The organism is Veillonella parvula (assembly GCF_042850485.1).
GTDB classification, from domain to species: domain Bacteria; phylum Bacillota; class Negativicutes; order Veillonellales; family Veillonellaceae; genus Veillonella; species Veillonella parvula_Q.
This window is the reverse complement of sequence record NZ_AP031417.1, coordinates 103,325-120,306: the sequence shown is the minus strand read 5'-3', so window position 1 is coordinate 120,306 and position 16,982 is coordinate 103,325. Positions and strand designations below refer to the sequence as shown.

Here is a 16,982-nt window from a genome sequence, read left to right as displayed (position 1 = left end):
AATATATTCTATATTTTTCAGAAATATATTATAAAAGTCTATACATGTTGTATATATACTCATTATATATTAATACTAATGTATACTTTCTGTTCTAGATAAGTGCAATAAAATTCATCAATTCGTGAATTTTATAAGTAAGTCTAGCTTTCACGGTAAAAGTAGCGTATGATAAAGGTAGCAAAAACCCTATACGGAGCAAGACGCGTATAATACGACCGCATAATGCAAGTCCACGGTCAAGGTTAGGAACTCGTTATTTTTTAATTAAGAGGAGGCCCTATGGACCCGTTAAAAATCTTGAAAGCATTATCAAATCCGCATCGGTTAGATATTATATTGTGGCTAAAACACCCGGAAAAAGAATTCGGTGTACAAGTACACTCTAACACTCTTATCGATTTCCCTCATAGTGTGAGCGTTAAGAGTATCCAAAAGCGCTGCGGTGTATCGCAATCTTCTATTTCTACATTTATGAGCATCTTAGAGAATGCTGAACTTGTAGAATCGCGTAAAATCGACCAATATACCTATTTCCGTCGCAACGAAGAGGTTATTCACGAATTTGGCGAATGGTACAACAAAGAAGTATCCATACAGAATAACGACATCGAAAAATTGCTGCAAACCGTGAACCTAGAAGACACATCGTACCCTATTGCAGAAGAATCGGCACTATCTAGTGAATGTCCGGCTATAGAACTGCGTACTAAGGGAACTTGCGATAAAGATGAGAATAGATAAATACAAACTACTACCAGTACTGACTACTGAATATAGATATACAAAAACTGACCCCCTGATGGTAGAATAATCTAACATCGGGAGGTCAGTTTTCTGTTAAATCTGATGCTTTAAATTATAACTGAGCTAATTAAAAATTAATTTTAAACTAATTTAAGGAAATATCTTCATAACTCTGCGCATTTTCAGGATATTCAGCAATTGTCCCTCGCAATGTACCATGCCAACTACATTTTCTACAAACAAAATGACCTTCAATATCATATACCACTTCTTTCCCCATTTGTCTATCATAAAATTGCTTCCCACTAATAAAATTTTCAACATTAAAAGACTGCCCTTCCCCACAATGAGGACATTCTTTATAAATATCGAAAACAGACTTCATTTCAAAGGCCTCCTTTTCAAAACATCAGATTTCAGTTCTATTAAACTATTTATGCATAATTAAAATATCAATTAATTATAAGCTTTTTAAATGCTTAATTGTAGAATGAAATTGAACAACTAAAAAATCCATAGTGAACCTATGTTATGATTTAAGTGACCAAACATAATCTAACCGAGGTAATCACTATGGACTATATTAATCATAACACGACATTACGTACAAACACTTAAACCTAGAAGAACGCTTTTATGTAGAAAAGAGAATCGCCGCCAGCGATTCTGTTACAGCTATTGCAACCGTATTAGGACGCTCTAGAACTACTATTTATACAGAACTAAAACGTGGTTCTGTTGTTCAAATTCGACAAGGTAAAACTCGTCTTGTATATTTAGCAGATTCAGGGCAATTAACATATGCACAACAACGTCTTGGCTCATTTAATACAATGAAATTATGCTTTATAGAGTCTTTCATACTCTGGATTGAAGAAAAAGTATTTAAAGAACATTGGTCCTTTGATGCTGCTGTCGGATATGCTAAACGTCATTGTATATTTACACGTAATGAAATGGTTTGTACTAAAACTTTATATAACTATCTTCATCAAGGACTACTTGGGGTAAAAGCTATTGATCTACCTCTAGTAACACGTCGCTCACTAAGAAAGTCCGTTTCGAGTAAGTATAAACGTGAACTGGGAAAATCAATAGAACTTCGTGATGCTACGATTGAAACTCGAGAAGAGTTTGGTCATTGGGAAATAGACACTGTTCGTGGAGCAAAAGATAAAACAGATGATGTATTGATTTCTTTAATAAAACGAAAAAGTAGATTATATATAGCTTTACGCTGTCCTTCCGCCCGTTCTCATGATGTAATAGAAACATTAGAAACGTGGTTAAGTACATTTAAAAACAATATGGAGTTAGGATTGTTATGTAAGACGATAACAGCTGATAAGTTTTAGAATTTGCGAATATATCTGATCTTGAAGATGAGATACTATCTATCTATTTTGCAAGGCCCTATTCAGCTTGGGAACGAGGCTCTAACGAAAGACATAACGGTTTACTTCGTCGTTTTATTCCGAAAGGAAAACGAATAGAAAGTCTCTCAGAACATACACTACGCCGAACTCTTCACTGGTGTAATAACTTACCACGTAAGATATTACATTACAAAACACCACAAGAAGTCTTTTTAGAGGAAGTTAATAAAATAGTGGATCTAAATACTGTTCAATTTCATATTGCAATTTAAGATTTTTAAAAGAATCTAACTATTCAATATTATCAAATATCGTATATACCGTCATCTCATGTGATTGACGCTTATTTTCCGGAGGCAGTTCCATATAATTTCCATAAAGTCCTTTCAAATAACCATCCCAACAAGAAACCGCTGGAAACTTATAACCTTCAAATTCAACCTCTACATAATTTTCAAAATCCGACTTGAGCATACATTCACCTACACCATACAATCCCCAAGTTATTGCTCCAACATATTCTGCTTCTTCATAAGGAATCCGATGTGCAATATCCACTATTTTTTTTACACATCTTTTTGCTCCATAAAGATGTGATAATGGCTTCAATATATATTTACTATATTTATGAAGTGTAGTTCTTCCAGTACCTAATCGAGAATCGATCAACATCAAAATCCGTCGATAAAAATTACACTTAGAATAAACCTTTTTAATTAAATTTTTTTCTTTCGGTAATCCATCTACAGGAAAAATATCTAGCCACAAATGCTTATTCATTTTTTCAGAATATAATGCCTCTATTTCCGTAGTTTCATCAATAATCCTAGCAAAAGGAAATAAGAAATCCCCTGTTTCATACGATACTAATTTTAAATATGGGTGCCTAAAATTTCTTACCAAATAATCATAATTAGGTCGAGACAAACAAAGATCAATATCATCATCCCACGGAATGAATCCTTTATGACGAATCGCACCTAATAATGACCCTCCAGATAGAGACCACTGTATCTTTTGCTCTCGACAAAACTGTGCAAAAGCCAGTAGCATCTGGACTTCATGTTGTTTTATTTGTGCCGGAGTTAATTTTCTCTTTTTCATTTATTGCCATCCACACTTAATTATTCTATAAAATACATTTTACCATACTCTTCTTAACCACCATCAGAAATAATATTAAAAATCATTTCACAGACTTCATTCGGCATGATACTCTTTAAACATACTCTCTGTTTAGGGCAGTTCACATATTCATTGCTTCCATAGCAATACTGATATTCACACAAACCATAATTCATAATAAAATGTGCATTGTTTGCATAAGCACCATGTGTTAATGGATTTGTTGGTCCAAAGATAGATATAGTTTCTGTACCTGTTGCAGCTGCAATATGTTGCATTCCAGTATCAACACCAACTACCATATCACATATAGATACCAAAGCAATAGATTCCTCTATAGTTGTTTCTCCAACAAAGTTTATAACTTGTGGATGAGAAAGCACACCTTTCTTTTGTAAAATATCAAGTAAATGACTTTCCGCTTTTCCCCCAATAAGAGCAACATTTATATCTTTCTTAATTAAAAGCTCCACCAAAGACGCCATGTGAATAATTCCCCACGAACGAGTATAAACTTTCCCTATTCGTAAAAAACGATTTTTTAAACTATAATCAGCATCTCCAATACAAACGCCTATTAATCTTTTATTTATTTGACCCAGTGATTTTTTTACTTTATCAATATTACTTTGATCAGGATATAGTTGAGGATAAAGTTTATCCTTAGGACGTATGCACAAATTATCAATTGCCAATAAATTTGCCTCAACAAAATGATATTGGTCATTGAGCATATCATAACATAAATTCTGATTTTGAATCCCTATCTGCTGTTTCGGATTTACAGCCTTCATAAACCACTTAGCCTTCTGTACTGGTGTCACTGCACTACTTATCGCATAATCAAATTGTAGACTTCTTAAATACTTTAACATTTTCAAAGATGAAATCAAATTTTTATATATATCTAAAATCAAAATTTGATCAACATCAATATTTGAAGCTTTGATTATTTCACTGGCACCTTTAAATTTTGTCAACACTAGAATATATGCATTTGGATATTGTTCTCGTACTAACTTAATGGTAGGCAGCATACAAACTGTATCTCCTAATCCATGAAGCATCTCAATTAAAATTCTCATTCCAAAATACCTTTTTTATTTTACTGTTACCATTTTCCTCAAGATACTATATCTTTATAAAGAGCAATTGTCTTTTTAATCATAGATTCCGCTTGAAAATACCTCTTAAAATGATCTTCAGCCGAACTCCCCATTTTTTTCAATACAGAAAGGTCTAAGTCATTAAGAATATTTAATAAACTATTCGGATCTTTAAAATCAAAAACATACCCTGTTTCTTTGTCTTTAATAATTTCCGTCAAAGCGCCTCGGCTACTCACAATAACTGGCTTTCCATATTTCATGGCCTCCACAGCCACTAAACCAAAAGCTTCCCAACGCGAAGGCATAATGACAGCATCACAGGTAGCGTAATAACTGCATAAGCTTTCATGTGGTACCCAACCAAGAAATGTAATCCGATTAGTATTTTTCTTTTCTATATTTAGACCCCCAATTACATTATCACCTATGAGAGTCAAATGAATATCCAAACGTTGGCATTTATTGAAAATATCCAATAAATAATCAACACCTTTTTGAGGATCGAAACGGCCAACAAACAGAAGATTTAATGCATTTTTCATCAAATGAATCGAAGGGTCTATCGGTTCTTTATCCACCTCAATACCACTATAAATAATATGCTGTTTTTCTTTTCCTAACCCATAGTGAAGTGCCGCATCGTATTCATATTTTGAAACATCTACTACAGCATCTGTTTTTAAAAGAAGAAATCATTCTACCCAAGCATACACTTTCCGTTTCCATTCTGAAGTATCTCTGAGGAAAGCCCATCCATGAGCATTATAGATCACTCGAAAATTTTTAGATAAGAAAAAAAGCGGCAGTCTCGCTAACACCCCCGCCCAAGTACTATGACAGTAAATCACATCAGGTTGCACTCGTTTAATTTTCCTTTGTATAGCAACCATCGCAGGAAAAATCTGGAGCAAGCTCCGTTCATATGGATAGTAACTTACATGATCTACTGGAATACTCCATTCATACTCCGAGATTTTCTCAGAACAAATGAGAAAATCTTCAATTTCTAAATTATCAGGATGATTTAACAGCGTAGCAATATAAGTAGCTACGCCACCTTGTACATATTCACCAATATGAAGAACTCTCATTACATAACCTCTCTATTTCAAGATTAAATATCACACTCAACAAAACACATCAACCTATATACTTTAAATACTCAATCAACAGTCGATATGCTTCTTTCATACCAACTTCAGCCTTCCACCCCAAAGATTCTAGTTTATCCGTATTCAAAAAATATTTTACAGTTGGTGCATATCCATAATTATTTACCGTTGGAATATCAAATTTAACCGAAATCTCCCCGTTTGCCACTTCATCAGCAACTAAACAGGCAATTTCATATATACTTCTTGTCTCCTTAGCATTACAAATATTATAAGCCTCACAAGATTCACCGGACTTCAACAATACTAAAAGAGCCGTTAACGCATCCATAATATAACAAAAATTTGATAAAGATTCACCCTTTGTGTGTAATACAATGTCTGAACAATTCAAAACACTCTTAGCAAACTGCATAGAAACTCGATTATCTTCAACCGGTATTCCCGGCCCAAATGTCTGAGCCAGTCGTGCAATCGTTACAGGTACACCATATTCTTCAGCATAAGCATTGCAATAGCATTCGCAAATACGTTTTCCTTCAGAATAAGAACTGCGGACATCTAAATGGTTAATATATCCTAAATCCGCTTCTGTCATTTGTTGATTATCGACTAACTGAATCCCATATTGCTCCATAGAAGATAAATAAAGCATTTTTATAACATTTTTCCGTCTACCTAATTCAAGACAATCAACAGTATTACCAATAGAAGCATGCAATGTCTCAACCGGATTTTCAACAAAATATTTAGACTGTGTCGGTGAAGCCGTATGCACAATATAATCAATAGATTCATTTATACATGATAACGCTTCCGTAGTACATGTTAATCGATCATTATTATGCATATCCCAGTATAGTTGTCGTGCCTTATCAATATTCCTTGCATGCCCAATAATTTTTATATCAGTAGAGAGCAACCTATTTGCCATAAGCATCGATTTAATCAGCATCGAACCTATTAATCCGGTCGCCCCGGTTACCAATATTGTCTTATCACTAAAATATCTATATAAATCTACATTTTTACAGACGACACGTTCCAATTCATGGATCAAAACAGTATCCATATCTAAGCCTCTATCCATACCAACTATAACCCGATAACATTCAGACTATCTTTTACATCCAGATAGGCTTTAAATGTATAGAAATCTATAGGAGTTGTAATCTTAATATTTTCAGCCGGGCCTTCAACCAAAAATAAATCGTTATTATAATATTGCATCATAGAGGCAGAATCTATAAATTCCAAAGATTCTTTATTAGCATTTATATGAGCGTTATAAATATCGCGAAGAAAAAAGCATTGCGGAGCCTTAGCTATAACGCATTGTGAACGTTCTAAAATTCTACCGATTTGATTCCTATCATCTTTTCTTATGAAAGTTGTCTCTGTTGCAGGTGCTACTGTTATAGCATTCCCATGATCTTCAACAGAAGTGATACAATTTTTAATTAATGTATCATCGATAATAGGTCGTACGCCATCATGAAGCAATACTATATCGGTTTCCGAAAATAAGCGTCGACACTCGGTCAAGCCTAAAAAGATAGATTCTTGACCCGTATGTCCTCCCGGCACCACAGAAACTACCTTAGTCAAAGAAAACTCTTTGACTAAGGAATTTACTTGCTGAATAGCCCGTTCTAACGACACAATAATAATATGATCAATACTTGCACTCTTTTGAAAATTCTCCAAGGTATGTACTATTATGGGTTTTTGATGCACTTCTAAAAATTGTTTTGGTGTTCCCGAAGAACTCATACGCTGTCCCGTACCGCCGGCAAAAATAACCGCTATATTCATACACCTGTCCCCCTTACAATTATAGGAATCCATCAATCAGTTGCACTGTGAATCATATATGCAAAGGATGCAAACGGAGCAATATCGCTTGGAATGAGACGATGCGATTTAGGAACATAAATCATATCTCCATCCTGCAATGCGATATTTTGTTTAATATCCTGTTTCTTTATGAAGCTTTCCAAATCAACTTCACGTACATATACAGTATCATCAATGACACGAACGACCTGAATATGGCGAGGTCTAGCCTTTCTCGCCGTCCCTTGTGCACTTGAAATCGCCGCAAATACATTCATGTAATCGGCTCCCAATTTGTAAATACCAGGTTTTGGTACTTCCCCCATTACATAAACCTGTCGGCCACCGTATTCCGATACATTGACGGTCACATCCGGTTTATGAATATAATGCGAGAATTTTTCGCTTAATAACGCCGATGCTTCTTGCAATGTTAATCCTGAAAGCTTTACAACCCCTGTATACGGTGTATTAATACGTCCATCCGGACCGATCATTAAGGTAACACCGGAATTACTAGTATTGTCACTAGTCGAGTCAGTAAACCCTAATTCACTGCTAGTGTAACCTAGAACATGTAAATTAATCTTGTCATACTTCGACAAACGATATTCTCCGATATCAGGACGTGCTATGGAGAAGACGCTATCTTTCGGATCGATATACTCACCATTTTCCAAGACCATCTTCAATTTCTGCTCTTTATTCGGATGTTTAACGGCATTTGTTTTAAAAGTAAAAACGTCTCTACCCTTTACACCACTATCAACAACAGAAACATCCTGTACGTTCGGCATATACGGAACAGAAACCTGTCCCATATATTCTCCGGCGCCACTACCACTGCCGTTATTCATATCTGTATTAGTAGCCGCCATAGCCACATTACATGCTAAACACGTGCCTACAAGAGCCATCAATAACTTACGTTTTCTCATGCTTATCTCCTTAGCAACTCTTCTTTATTAATCCTACTTTCAACAAGAATGAATAAAAAAGATTTTTCTCATAAGAATTAAAATTACTAATCCATTGAACACCAAAATAAATGAAGGAATATAACAGCATACTAATTACAAGAATGTAAATAGAACTGTTTAAATCAATATGAGGAATCACATACAGGCCTAGAACCGTTAACAGTATCATAACTACGGATAGGCGCGCAATTTGTTTCCAAAAATGAACAATGTTTAAGTTCATATACCGATGATAATACACGTTCATAATAATACCATTGCCTAAAAGCATGGAAAGACCTGTGGCAACAGCACCCCCCGCTATTCCATACATATCAATCCAATAGTACGCCAATACGACATTAAGAATCCCAACAAATACGTATACAGCGGCCCTCACATGATACACATTACGAGCCTGCATAATCGCAAGGCCCACATTCTGAATGAGATCAATCGTGAAAGGAACGATAATAATCAGCGTAATCCAATATACTAAATCAAATCCATCACCGACCCAGTAATGAAGAAAGCTATGTCCGAACAATATAAATCCGCTCAAAATCAGCGACAATAAATAAAATTGTAATCTACCGACTTTCAAAAATAAATGCTGGAATTCTTCATCACTACATCGATTCGTCACCATAGCCGTAATCTTCGGCAACAATGTACTGGATACGGCTAGCGAAATATTCATATAGTTAATATAAATCTGACTTGCAATAGCATACATGGCAACGGATTCCGCCCCGATTTTTATACCGATCAGTAACTGATTACTTTGCCAGAACACTTGGTCGACTACAGATACTACAAATAAACTGAGTGAAAGGTTTCGCATAGCTAGGAGAATCTCTGAATCCCAGCCACGATAGACAAAGCGAACCTGCAATACACGCCTGCAATATATAACCTTTACGAGAACTAGCAGCAAATTAAATACCGTTTGTACCAGTACTACACTTAACGCTGTGGGATAAAAGATCAGCATACCCACAATAGCGAAGGGCTGTAATAAAATCTGTATCAAACTGATTGACCGATGAAAGATAAACCGCTCTTCAGATATGATAACCGCATCGAAGACTTTAGATGCAAATAACATCAACAGATTCAACAGTAACAACAGAAATATTTTCTTTGCACTATCAATCATATCAGGAGCTAAGCTGTCCTTAAATATGTAAGGAATACAGTAATACACAACGAGTCCGCAAAGGCTCAATATGACGCCTATTCCTACATACAGCAACAACGACATGGTTAACAACTTATCAATTCTAACCTGATCTTTCAGCGTTTTATATTTCACTAAAAAACGGGTAATCGTCGCAGACAGTCCAAAATCCAGCACATTAAAGTACGCGATAATAGACCCCAATAACCTGTAAAGACCGAACTCCGCAACGCCGATAAAGGACAGGAGTATAGGCACGTAAGCTAAATTAATAACTGTATTCCCTAGCAGTAATGCATAAGATAATAATGTGCCCACTTTTCGCTGTGTAGAAGAATTATGAGGCATATCACCAATCTCCTATCTACAACTACTCGAAAATTTTAAAATTAAAATCATATTCTATATTCATACTGGATGGATACGGGTTTCGCCAATTTGAAAAGTAATCATGAGGAATTACCGATATCATGTTCAAAAATAAGACCATATAAAATAATAATATAATATAGCCCCATTTAAAATTATAAATTTTATCTTTTATTTGCAACTTCCATATAGAATTTAAATATTGAATTGTATATGGCATAATTAAAATAATAAAATATTCAAAATACTTAGTTAACCTCGTTATAGGTAACGAAAAAGCAAATAAGAAATGTCCTAAAATTCCTAAAAACCATAAATTCAATATTGGTTTATATTCCGGTTTAGATTTTAAAATTGCCAAACGAGATATAGAAAACAACATAAATTGTCCTACCATATATAATCCGGTCATATTAACAGAATCTACATCAGAAATATAACTCAAATAACGTCCATCAACATGTAACACACTCAATAAAATAGATAAAAGAGACAATATTATATTCAACTTAAATATAATAAATGCCGCTACAAATATAACTGCATAAACACTCCAAGAATATATCTTCTTAGAAATCCAGTATAATACTAGTGCCACAACAGCAGTATAATGAAAAGCCACTGCCACTGCTACAACCAACAGATATTTTAATAATTTTCGCTGTAAACAGTATTGATATCCCCAGAATATCAATACCATACTTACGCCTTGTCGTATACCATTAAGAGAAAAGAAATATTGTAAGCATAAAAATAATGCTAATACCAATACTTGAATTTCGGAATCTTTCGTGTATTGCTGAATCCCTTTCCACAAAAATATCATAATCAATAATTCATAAACAATAAACATTGCTTGATAAGACATATGAAAGTAGCGAAGAGCTTCAACAATAAACAAAAATGACGGTTCAGGATATGCATCAGTAAGTTTTACTTGATGAAATAATACAACATACCAGTCATAGTCCGTGCCGATTTCATATCTAAACATCCCTAAAAACGTCAATACACCAAGAACAATTAAAGGAATGAATTTTTTATATTGAATCGGTACTAGCCGCTCAGCAATAACAGCTATCAATGTAAAAATTGCAAGGCCAATCCAAAATACCATAGGATCACCTATTCTTTCATTGTACTCATACGTCTAGTATATTGAACGTAAATAAACCCACCTGCAATTACTAAATATAATAATCCGCCTACCAACATAACGTATAGTTTACGTGGCCAAGAATGTTTAACCGGATATGTTGGCGGATTAAGAACACGGACATCCATCGCTTCAAGGTTTTCCTTAATTTTTAATTCTTCAAGACTCTTAGTTAAGAGATTATAAGTATCTGTAGAGACTTTAGCATTACGTTGCAGTTCTAAGAATTTAACGGTTTTTCGAGAAAATTGATTAGATTTTTCGACATTCTGCTTACCTAATTCGTCAAGTTTTGCAAGAGCTGCACTTGCTGCTTCAACATTATTTTTGACGACAACGCGTTTCTGTAGTAAATCCATTTGTACAGGACTGATCGTAACATTTTCAGAGGAAATAGATTGTGCTACCGTTTTCGCCAATTGTTTTTCTAAATAGCTGATATTTTCTTTTACCTTAACAACTTCCGGATAATCATCGGTAAATTTAAATTGTAATTTAGCAAGTTGTTCATTAGCACTAAACAATTCTTTTCGTATCGATTGAATTTCAGGATTATCCGCCATCTGAGAATCTATAAGATTTTTATTTTGAGTATCGATCTGAGATTCTATGGAGCTTAAAATTGCGGAGTTAGTATTCAACTTAACCGTTTCATCAGATTTTGCTTTTTCATACCCCGATGCTTGTTCCAAGAGCATTTTTTCTTGTTCACTAGGGGAAAACACACCGTTTTCTTGTTTATATTTTTCAAGTGCCGCTATATCCATATCCATTTTATGCTTAGCATCTTCATTCTTTTTATCAAGGATTTTAAAAAGTGTGGAGTCCTGTGTGAAGCTGACACCAGCAATGGCCTCTTGTAAAGAGTCGACCACATCTTGTGCAATACGCTGAGCATTCTCCGGCGAATCGGCCGTAATCGTAAAGGATAAAATAGACGTCCCTCTCGGATTATCGATTTGCATATATTTCTTTACAAAGTCTTCTGCATCAAATCTTTCATTTTCCGCGTCCGCATTATCCAACTTTTTTATCACAGGATCAATAACTCTATTGCTCTTTAACAACGACATATAATCTAATACAGAGTCCCCCGCAGAAATCCCTGCCAAAGATAATAATGCAGAATTATTAGCCATTGCACTTAATGCGCTATTCTGCGGTTTCACTTGAATCATTACGCCAGACGTATATTTTTTTGGCAATAAAAATGCCAATAAAAGAGAAATAATTAATATACCTGCCATTAAATAAAGCAAAATTCGTCTATGCTCTTGAATAATTTCTTTTATAACTTGATAAGAAATAACTTGCATTCCCATATTAATTCCTTTCAATACGATTAAATAAAAAAATCTTAACTCAACATTTATTCTTAAACCAATAGTATATAGTTACAATCCAATACAATTTAAATATTAACAAATACGTTACTATTCTTTTTTTCCTACTAATTTTCCGGTTCACACTTAAAGGCTTTAATTCTGCCAATTTTTTGATACGTTTATAACTAAATATTATATTATGAACACCATCAAATTTCGTATATTTATTTATCAATTCAATTAACTGATGTATATAAATAACATTAAAATTACCAGAATAATGTTCTCTAATAAAATTATATTCAAGATCCAATTTAAATATATCATCAAGAAATGCTTTCTCTGTAAGTAATGTGCTCAAAGAGTTATTTATATCATGATGATAATACTTATAAACACTTTGTTCCTGAATTTTATAAGACTGAATATAGCAATAATAATTAAAATTAAAGACTTGATCCTCTGCAACAGATAAATTTTTATCAAATCTCAAATTATATTCATCTATAATGCGTTTTCTATATAGCTTTGCAACCGGTCCTCGTATCCAATCTATAAGGTTGTAATATTCATCAAATAGCTTTCCGTATCTAGGCGCCTTATGTTTTCTTATTTTATGTTTATATGTATGTCCAGCTCTGTCAATGTATAAATCTTCTATGGAACCAATTATAATATCCGCATCATCATTCGAATTTATAAAAGACTCTACATAAGTATTAGAAACAGCATCATCACTATCTATAAATAATATAAACTCTCCACGAGCAATATCTAGCCCCTTATTACGAGCAATACTGACCCCTCTATTTTCTATATGAACTACATAAATATTAGTATGGTGTTCTGCAAATCTATCACATAGCTCAGCTGCACCATCAGTACTGCCATCATCAATTAAAAGTATTTCAAGTTGCTTATATGTTTGCTGTACTACAGATTGGATACAGCGCTCCAAATAAGGTTTTGTATTATAAACCGGAATAATAATACTAACAAGCGGTTCCTCAATAATTTTCATCATTAATTATTCCAATATACATTAAAATTATAATAATTTCATTTCTATCCTCAAAAGATGTATCTGCGTAACTATAGTCTAAACTCCTTTCCAACCACAGTAAAAAATATCAATATTATCCTTACTAATAACGTCTAATTCTATCTATGTTAACAATATTTAACTCATTATTAGTAAGCCCCTTTTCCCTTCACAACGGCCAATACCGTTTTTATCAGATATACAATATCAATCCACACGGACCAGTTATGCACATACCAGGAGTCCATTAACACCCGTTCTTCATAGGTGGTATCACTGCGACCGCTGACCTGCCACACACCGGTAATGCCGGGCGGTACAAGATAAAAATCATTGATATAATCGCCGTATTTTACGATTTCATCTCGAACGATAGGACGTGGTCCTACAAGGCTCATATCGCCCATGAGGACATTCCATAATTGTGGAAGCTCATCGAGACTTGTTTTTCGAAGAAATTTACCGATTTTCGTAATGCGCGGATCATCCTTCAACTTGAAGTCCCGTTCCCATTCTTCGCGAGCTTCCGGATGTTCTTTTAAATAAATCTCCAACGCTTCCTGCGCATTGGGAACCATGGATCTGAATTTATAGCAGAAAAATTCCTTGCCGCCCTGACCGACCCGTTTATGGCCGAACACGATAGGTCCCGGAGAGTCGAGGTAAATCAACACCGCCACGATTGCAATAATCGGCAAGATCAAGATGCCGCCGCAGACGGTGGCCACAATGTCAAAAATGCGTTTCATAATGCGGTTGGACTTACGAGCTAAATTATTCTGCACCCGCAATACGACAGCCTGTTCCTCCATCATGGCGCGAGCCGAAATATTGCTGGCCGGCAATCCGAATAATTCCGGTACGAAAGAAACCCTTTTTACAAGCAGCTGTAAGCGGTTGATTAAGGACACCAGTTTTTTAGATTCAAGACCGGGCGCACACACCAATACAGTGGATACTTTATATCTTTTAATGACGTCCTCCACGTCATTGAAACCGCCCAAACGCGAATACTTTTGCGCTAATAATGAGGACTTCGGATTATCATCAACAAAGCCGATAATTTTATAGTAATTAATAAGCATTCTATCATGATACCGATCAACTAATTCCGCTGTTTTTCCCGCTCCGACCAATAAGATGGGAATATATAATAATTTCAGCTTTATCAATATTTGAATCAATATATATCGTATAACGATAACATATAACAATATAAATATATAAGATAAGCCGACAAATAAACGGGATACATTGTCGATAATATGCCCGGCATACATCAGAACGATGGATACAACTATACCGATTGTTATGGAGCGAAATATAATTTTAATCTTATCCCAATAAGCCTTATCCATATTATATGCACTGTTTAATAACAGCACAATAATAAATACTATAGGGGTAATAACATATCCATAGAAAAAATCTACATGTAAACTATTAGTACCATTCCAGAACGGTAATGCAGTTCTGATACTACATGCGGAAATAATGCCACAAATAACAGCAATATAATCGACAATAATCATTAAGGCCTGTACTAATAACGGGGAACCAACCCACTGTTTATTCATAGATTTTTCCTCTCTTAATAAATGTAAGGGGCAAACTAAATTATATCTTTTATAATAACACAGTTTCATTTATTTTTCATGATTCATTTGAAATTTTCTCGTAGATTTCTCTACCGATAATCGACTTTATCTCATACTATAATCATCAACTTAATCTCATGTTATAATAATAGACAGTATTCATATTTTTTTCATCTATGAACACAAATAAATTCTAACATTTACTAATCGAAGTCTCATTTAGACAGTAAAATAAAGTTTAGGTAGCAATATGAAGCTTTCACAAATACATTCAGCCGGTGATTTAAAACAATGTACCGAAGCAGAGTTACTGGAAATAGCGCAGGAAATACGCGAAGCCATCATTCACAGAACATCGATTCGAGGCGGTCACGTAGGTCCGTCATTGGGCGCTACAGACATTATTCTTGCGCTTCACTACGTATTTAACTGCCCCGACGATAAGATCATATTTGATATATCCCACCAGAGTTACGCCCACAAAATATTGACCAACAGGCTCCAAGGGTTCACGCAGGAAAATAAATTCAGCACCGTCTCAGGTTACAGTAATCCACGTGAAAGTAACTGTGATCTGTTTCACCTGGGGCACGCATCCACCGCCCTCAGTCTGGCGTGCGGGCTCATAATCGGTCGCGACCTCAATCAAAGAAAGGAAAACATCATCGCGCTCATCGGGGACGGTGCATTATCCGGCGGCGAGGCCTTTGAGGCCTTAAATCATCTCGCTACGCTGCGGTCCAACTGCATCGTAATCATCAACGATAATGACCAGTCCATCGCCGAAAACCACGGCGGCTTGTACAAGCATTTAAAAGAACTGCGGGACACGAACGGAACTTGTACGAATAATATTTTTAAAGCCCTCGGCTTTAATTACTGCTATATCGAAGAAGGCAACTCGATCTTATCATTAATTGCGGAATTTAAATCAGCAATAAATTATCCGCGCCCCATCATCTTACATATCCGCACGACGAAAGGGTACGATTATAAAGCGGCGGAAATGGCACCGGAAGACTTTCATAATCCGTCATCATTTGACGTCAAGACAGGTATAGTCAATAAAAACTATGATAATACATATGAATCTATCGCCGCAAAGAAATTGATTGCCGAGTTGGAAACAAACAAATCGGCCTGCCTCATCACGGCGGCCACGCCCGGCGGATTTTGTCTGACGCCTGAGGTTCGTCAGAAATTGGGCGCTCAATATATCGATGTGGGCATCGCCGAGGAACATGCCGTGACTCTGTCGGCCGGCATCGCTCGCGCCGATGCAAAGCCGATTTTACCGATATACAGCACGTTCCTGCAACGGGCTTACGATCAGCTGATAAACGACGTATGCATTAACAACAGCAACGCTTTGATTCTCGTATATCGCGCCTCCATTTACGGTACAAAGGACATCACGCATCTGGGATTCAGCGATATTCCTATGCTCACCAACATACCGAATCTGACCTATATTGCACCTGCCACGGCGGAGGAATTGCAGGCATCCATTCAGTTCGGCTTGCAGCATCACGATTATCCTGTCGCCATACGGGTTCCCGTAGGGACACCGAATCACGAGCCTCTTCGGACACAAAGTATTACGGATGTTAGTCTCCGCAGCTGGGAAATCGTCCGGGAGGGCAGTGAAATCGCCATTATAGGTGTCGGTAACTTTTACCGGCGTGCCATTTCCCTGGCCGAGGCGGTGAAAGCAAAACATGCTATCACACCGACCGTGATAAAGCCGCTCTTAATATCGGAATTAGATACAGATCTGCTCGATCGATTACAGGAAAACCATTCTCTCATCATTACGTTGGAGGATGGCGTCATTGACGGCGGCTTCGGACAAAAAGTTGCCGCATACTATGGCAGGCAGAACATCAAAGTCATGAACTACGGCATTCAAAAAGGTTTCTATGACAGATATGATCCCGATGAATTACTGCGAAACAATCATATGGAAATTGATCAGATACTGCAGGATATCATGACTACAGCTCTAAACACAGATACATTCGCTGCAAGCATTTAAACATTCACTACAG

At 35.8% G+C, this 16,982-nt stretch carries 16 protein-coding genes and 1 pseudogene; 4 read left to right on the top strand and 13 right to left on the bottom strand.

Features of this window, described 5'->3' with window-relative positions; all coding sequences use genetic code 11:
* Nucleotides 1–282 precede the first annotated feature (282 nt).
* The gene (locus ACGHIY_RS00385) at nt 283–744 is read left to right on the top strand and encodes a helix-turn-helix domain-containing protein (protein ID WP_316066714.1); all 462 of its coding nucleotides are present in this window, start codon (nt 283–285) and stop codon (nt 742–744) included.
* 148 nt (nt 745–892) lie between these two features.
* On the opposite strand, the gene ACGHIY_RS00380 is transcribed toward ACGHIY_RS00385, so the two are convergent.
* The gene (locus tag ACGHIY_RS00380) at nt 893–1,132 is read right to left on the bottom strand and encodes a hypothetical protein (protein WP_316066715.1); all 240 of its coding nucleotides are present in this window, start codon (nt 1,130–1,132) and stop codon (nt 893–895) included.
* Between the two features lie 214 nt (nt 1,133–1,346).
* Here ACGHIY_RS00380 and ACGHIY_RS00375 point away from each other — a divergent pair, with 214 nt between their 5' ends.
* On the top strand, nt 1,347–2,102 hold the full coding sequence (locus ACGHIY_RS00375) for an IS30 family transposase (RefSeq protein ID WP_390525761.1): 756 nt from the start codon (nt 1,347–1,349) through the stop codon (nt 2,100–2,102).
* An 11-nt stretch (nt 2,103–2,113) separates the two neighbouring features.
* Entirely contained in the window at nt 2,114–2,395 is a 282-nt protein-coding gene (locus ACGHIY_RS00370; protein ID WP_390525760.1) for a transposase, read from the top strand.
* Between the two features lie 19 nt (nt 2,396–2,414).
* Here ACGHIY_RS00370 and ACGHIY_RS00365 read toward each other — a convergent pair whose 3' ends face one another.
* The 12 genes and pseudogenes from ACGHIY_RS00365 to wbaP all read right to left on the bottom strand — a co-directional run bounded on the left by ACGHIY_RS00365 (nt 2,415) and on the right by wbaP (nt 14,913).
* The gene (locus ACGHIY_RS00365) at nt 2,415–3,227 is read right to left on the bottom strand and encodes a LicD family protein (protein WP_316066716.1); all 813 of its coding nucleotides are present in this window, start codon (nt 3,225–3,227) and stop codon (nt 2,415–2,417) included.
* Nucleotides 3,228–3,280: 53 nt separating this feature from the next.
* Entirely contained in the window at nt 3,281–4,333 is a 1,053-nt protein-coding gene (locus tag ACGHIY_RS00360; RefSeq protein WP_316066717.1) for a glycosyltransferase family 9 protein, read from the bottom strand.
* A gap of 38 nt (nt 4,334–4,371) precedes the next feature.
* Nucleotides 4,372–4,989, bottom strand: a pseudogene (locus tag ACGHIY_RS00355) (glycosyltransferase family 4 protein); the annotation flags it as partial.
* A gap of 60 nt (nt 4,990–5,049) precedes the next feature.
* The gene (locus ACGHIY_RS00350) at nt 5,050–5,448 is read right to left on the bottom strand and encodes a glycosyltransferase (protein ID WP_390525551.1); all 399 of its coding nucleotides are present in this window, start codon (nt 5,446–5,448) and stop codon (nt 5,050–5,052) included.
* Nucleotides 5,449–5,497: 49 nt separating this feature from the next.
* Entirely contained in the window at nt 5,498–6,541 is a 1,044-nt protein-coding gene (locus tag ACGHIY_RS00345; RefSeq protein ID WP_390525550.1) for an NAD-dependent epimerase/dehydratase family protein, read from the bottom strand.
* A 23-nt stretch (nt 6,542–6,564) separates the two neighbouring features.
* Nucleotides 6,565–7,284: an IspD/TarI family cytidylyltransferase gene (locus tag ACGHIY_RS00340; RefSeq protein ID WP_316066720.1), complete on the bottom strand. Its 720-nt coding sequence runs from the start codon at nt 7,282–7,284 to the stop codon at nt 6,565–6,567.
* A gap of 32 nt (nt 7,285–7,316) precedes the next feature.
* Nucleotides 7,317–8,243 (bottom strand): polysaccharide biosynthesis/export family protein, encoded by a 927-nt coding sequence (locus ACGHIY_RS00335; RefSeq protein ID WP_316066721.1) that lies wholly within the window; start codon nt 8,241–8,243, stop codon nt 7,317–7,319.
* Between the two features lie 10 nt (nt 8,244–8,253).
* Nucleotides 8,254–9,792, bottom strand: a complete 1,539-nt coding sequence (locus tag ACGHIY_RS00330) for a lipopolysaccharide biosynthesis protein (RefSeq protein ID WP_390525549.1) — start codon at nt 9,790–9,792, stop codon at nt 8,254–8,256.
* A 22-nt stretch (nt 9,793–9,814) separates the two neighbouring features.
* Nucleotides 9,815–10,930: an EpsG family protein gene (locus ACGHIY_RS00325; protein WP_390525548.1), complete on the bottom strand. Its 1,116-nt coding sequence runs from the start codon at nt 10,928–10,930 to the stop codon at nt 9,815–9,817.
* A gap of 8 nt (nt 10,931–10,938) precedes the next feature.
* Nucleotides 10,939–12,291, bottom strand: a complete 1,353-nt coding sequence (locus tag ACGHIY_RS00320) for a GNVR domain-containing protein (protein ID WP_316066725.1) — start codon at nt 12,289–12,291, stop codon at nt 10,939–10,941.
* A gap of 40 nt (nt 12,292–12,331) precedes the next feature.
* Nucleotides 12,332–13,318 carry a glycosyltransferase family 2 protein gene (locus tag ACGHIY_RS00315; protein ID WP_316066726.1) on the bottom strand — a complete coding sequence of 329 codons (987 nt, stop codon included), beginning with the start codon at nt 13,316–13,318 and terminating at the stop codon, nt 12,332–12,334.
* A gap of 167 nt (nt 13,319–13,485) precedes the next feature.
* Nucleotides 13,486–14,913: an undecaprenyl-phosphate galactose phosphotransferase WbaP gene (wbaP, locus tag ACGHIY_RS00310; protein ID WP_390525547.1), complete on the bottom strand. Its 1,428-nt coding sequence runs from the start codon at nt 14,911–14,913 to the stop codon at nt 13,486–13,488.
* A 271-nt stretch (nt 14,914–15,184) separates the two neighbouring features.
* Between wbaP and ACGHIY_RS00305 the strand changes: the two genes are divergently transcribed.
* On the top strand, nt 15,185–16,969 hold the full coding sequence (locus ACGHIY_RS00305; protein ID WP_390525546.1) for a 1-deoxy-D-xylulose-5-phosphate synthase: 1,785 nt from the start codon (nt 15,185–15,187) through the stop codon (nt 16,967–16,969).
* Nucleotides 16,970–16,982: the final 13 nt, after the last annotated feature.

Coding starts and splice junctions, on each gene's coding strand:
- ACGHIY_RS00365 (WP_316066716.1), bottom strand. CDS start 3,227: ATGAAAAAGAGAAAATTAACTCCGGCACAAATAAAACAACATGAAGTC.
- ACGHIY_RS00380 (WP_316066715.1), bottom strand. CDS start 1,132: ATGAAGTCTGTTTTCGATATTTATAAAGAATGTCCTCATTGTGGGGAA.
- wbaP (WP_390525547.1), bottom strand. CDS start 14,913: ATGAATAAACAGTGGGTTGGTTCCCCGTTATTAGTACAGGCCTTAATG.
- ACGHIY_RS00340 (WP_316066720.1), bottom strand. CDS start 7,284: ATGAATATAGCGGTTATTTTTGCCGGCGGTACGGGACAGCGTATGAGT.
- ACGHIY_RS00315 (WP_316066726.1), bottom strand. CDS start 13,318: ATGATGAAAATTATTGAGGAACCGCTTGTTAGTATTATTATTCCGGTT.
- ACGHIY_RS00330 (WP_390525549.1), bottom strand. CDS start 9,792: ATGCCTCATAATTCTTCTACACAGCGAAAAGTGGGCACATTATTATCT.
- ACGHIY_RS00305 (WP_390525546.1), top strand. CDS start 15,185: ATGAAGCTTTCACAAATACATTCAGCCGGTGATTTAAAACAATGTACC.
- ACGHIY_RS00345 (WP_390525550.1), bottom strand. CDS start 6,541: ATGGATACTGTTTTGATCCATGAATTGGAACGTGTCGTCTGTAAAAAT.
- ACGHIY_RS00385 (WP_316066714.1), top strand. CDS start 283: ATGGACCCGTTAAAAATCTTGAAAGCATTATCAAATCCGCATCGGTTA.
- ACGHIY_RS00350 (WP_390525551.1), bottom strand. CDS start 5,448: ATGAGAGTTCTTCATATTGGTGAATATGTACAAGGTGGCGTAGCTACT.
- ACGHIY_RS00325 (WP_390525548.1), bottom strand. CDS start 10,930: ATGGTATTTTGGATTGGCCTTGCAATTTTTACATTGATAGCTGTTATT.
- ACGHIY_RS00360 (WP_316066717.1), bottom strand. CDS start 4,333: ATGAGAATTTTAATTGAGATGCTTCATGGATTAGGAGATACAGTTTGT.
- ACGHIY_RS00335 (WP_316066721.1), bottom strand. CDS start 8,243: ATGAGAAAACGTAAGTTATTGATGGCTCTTGTAGGCACGTGTTTAGCA.
- ACGHIY_RS00320 (WP_316066725.1), bottom strand. CDS start 12,291: ATGGGAATGCAAGTTATTTCTTATCAAGTTATAAAAGAAATTATTCAA.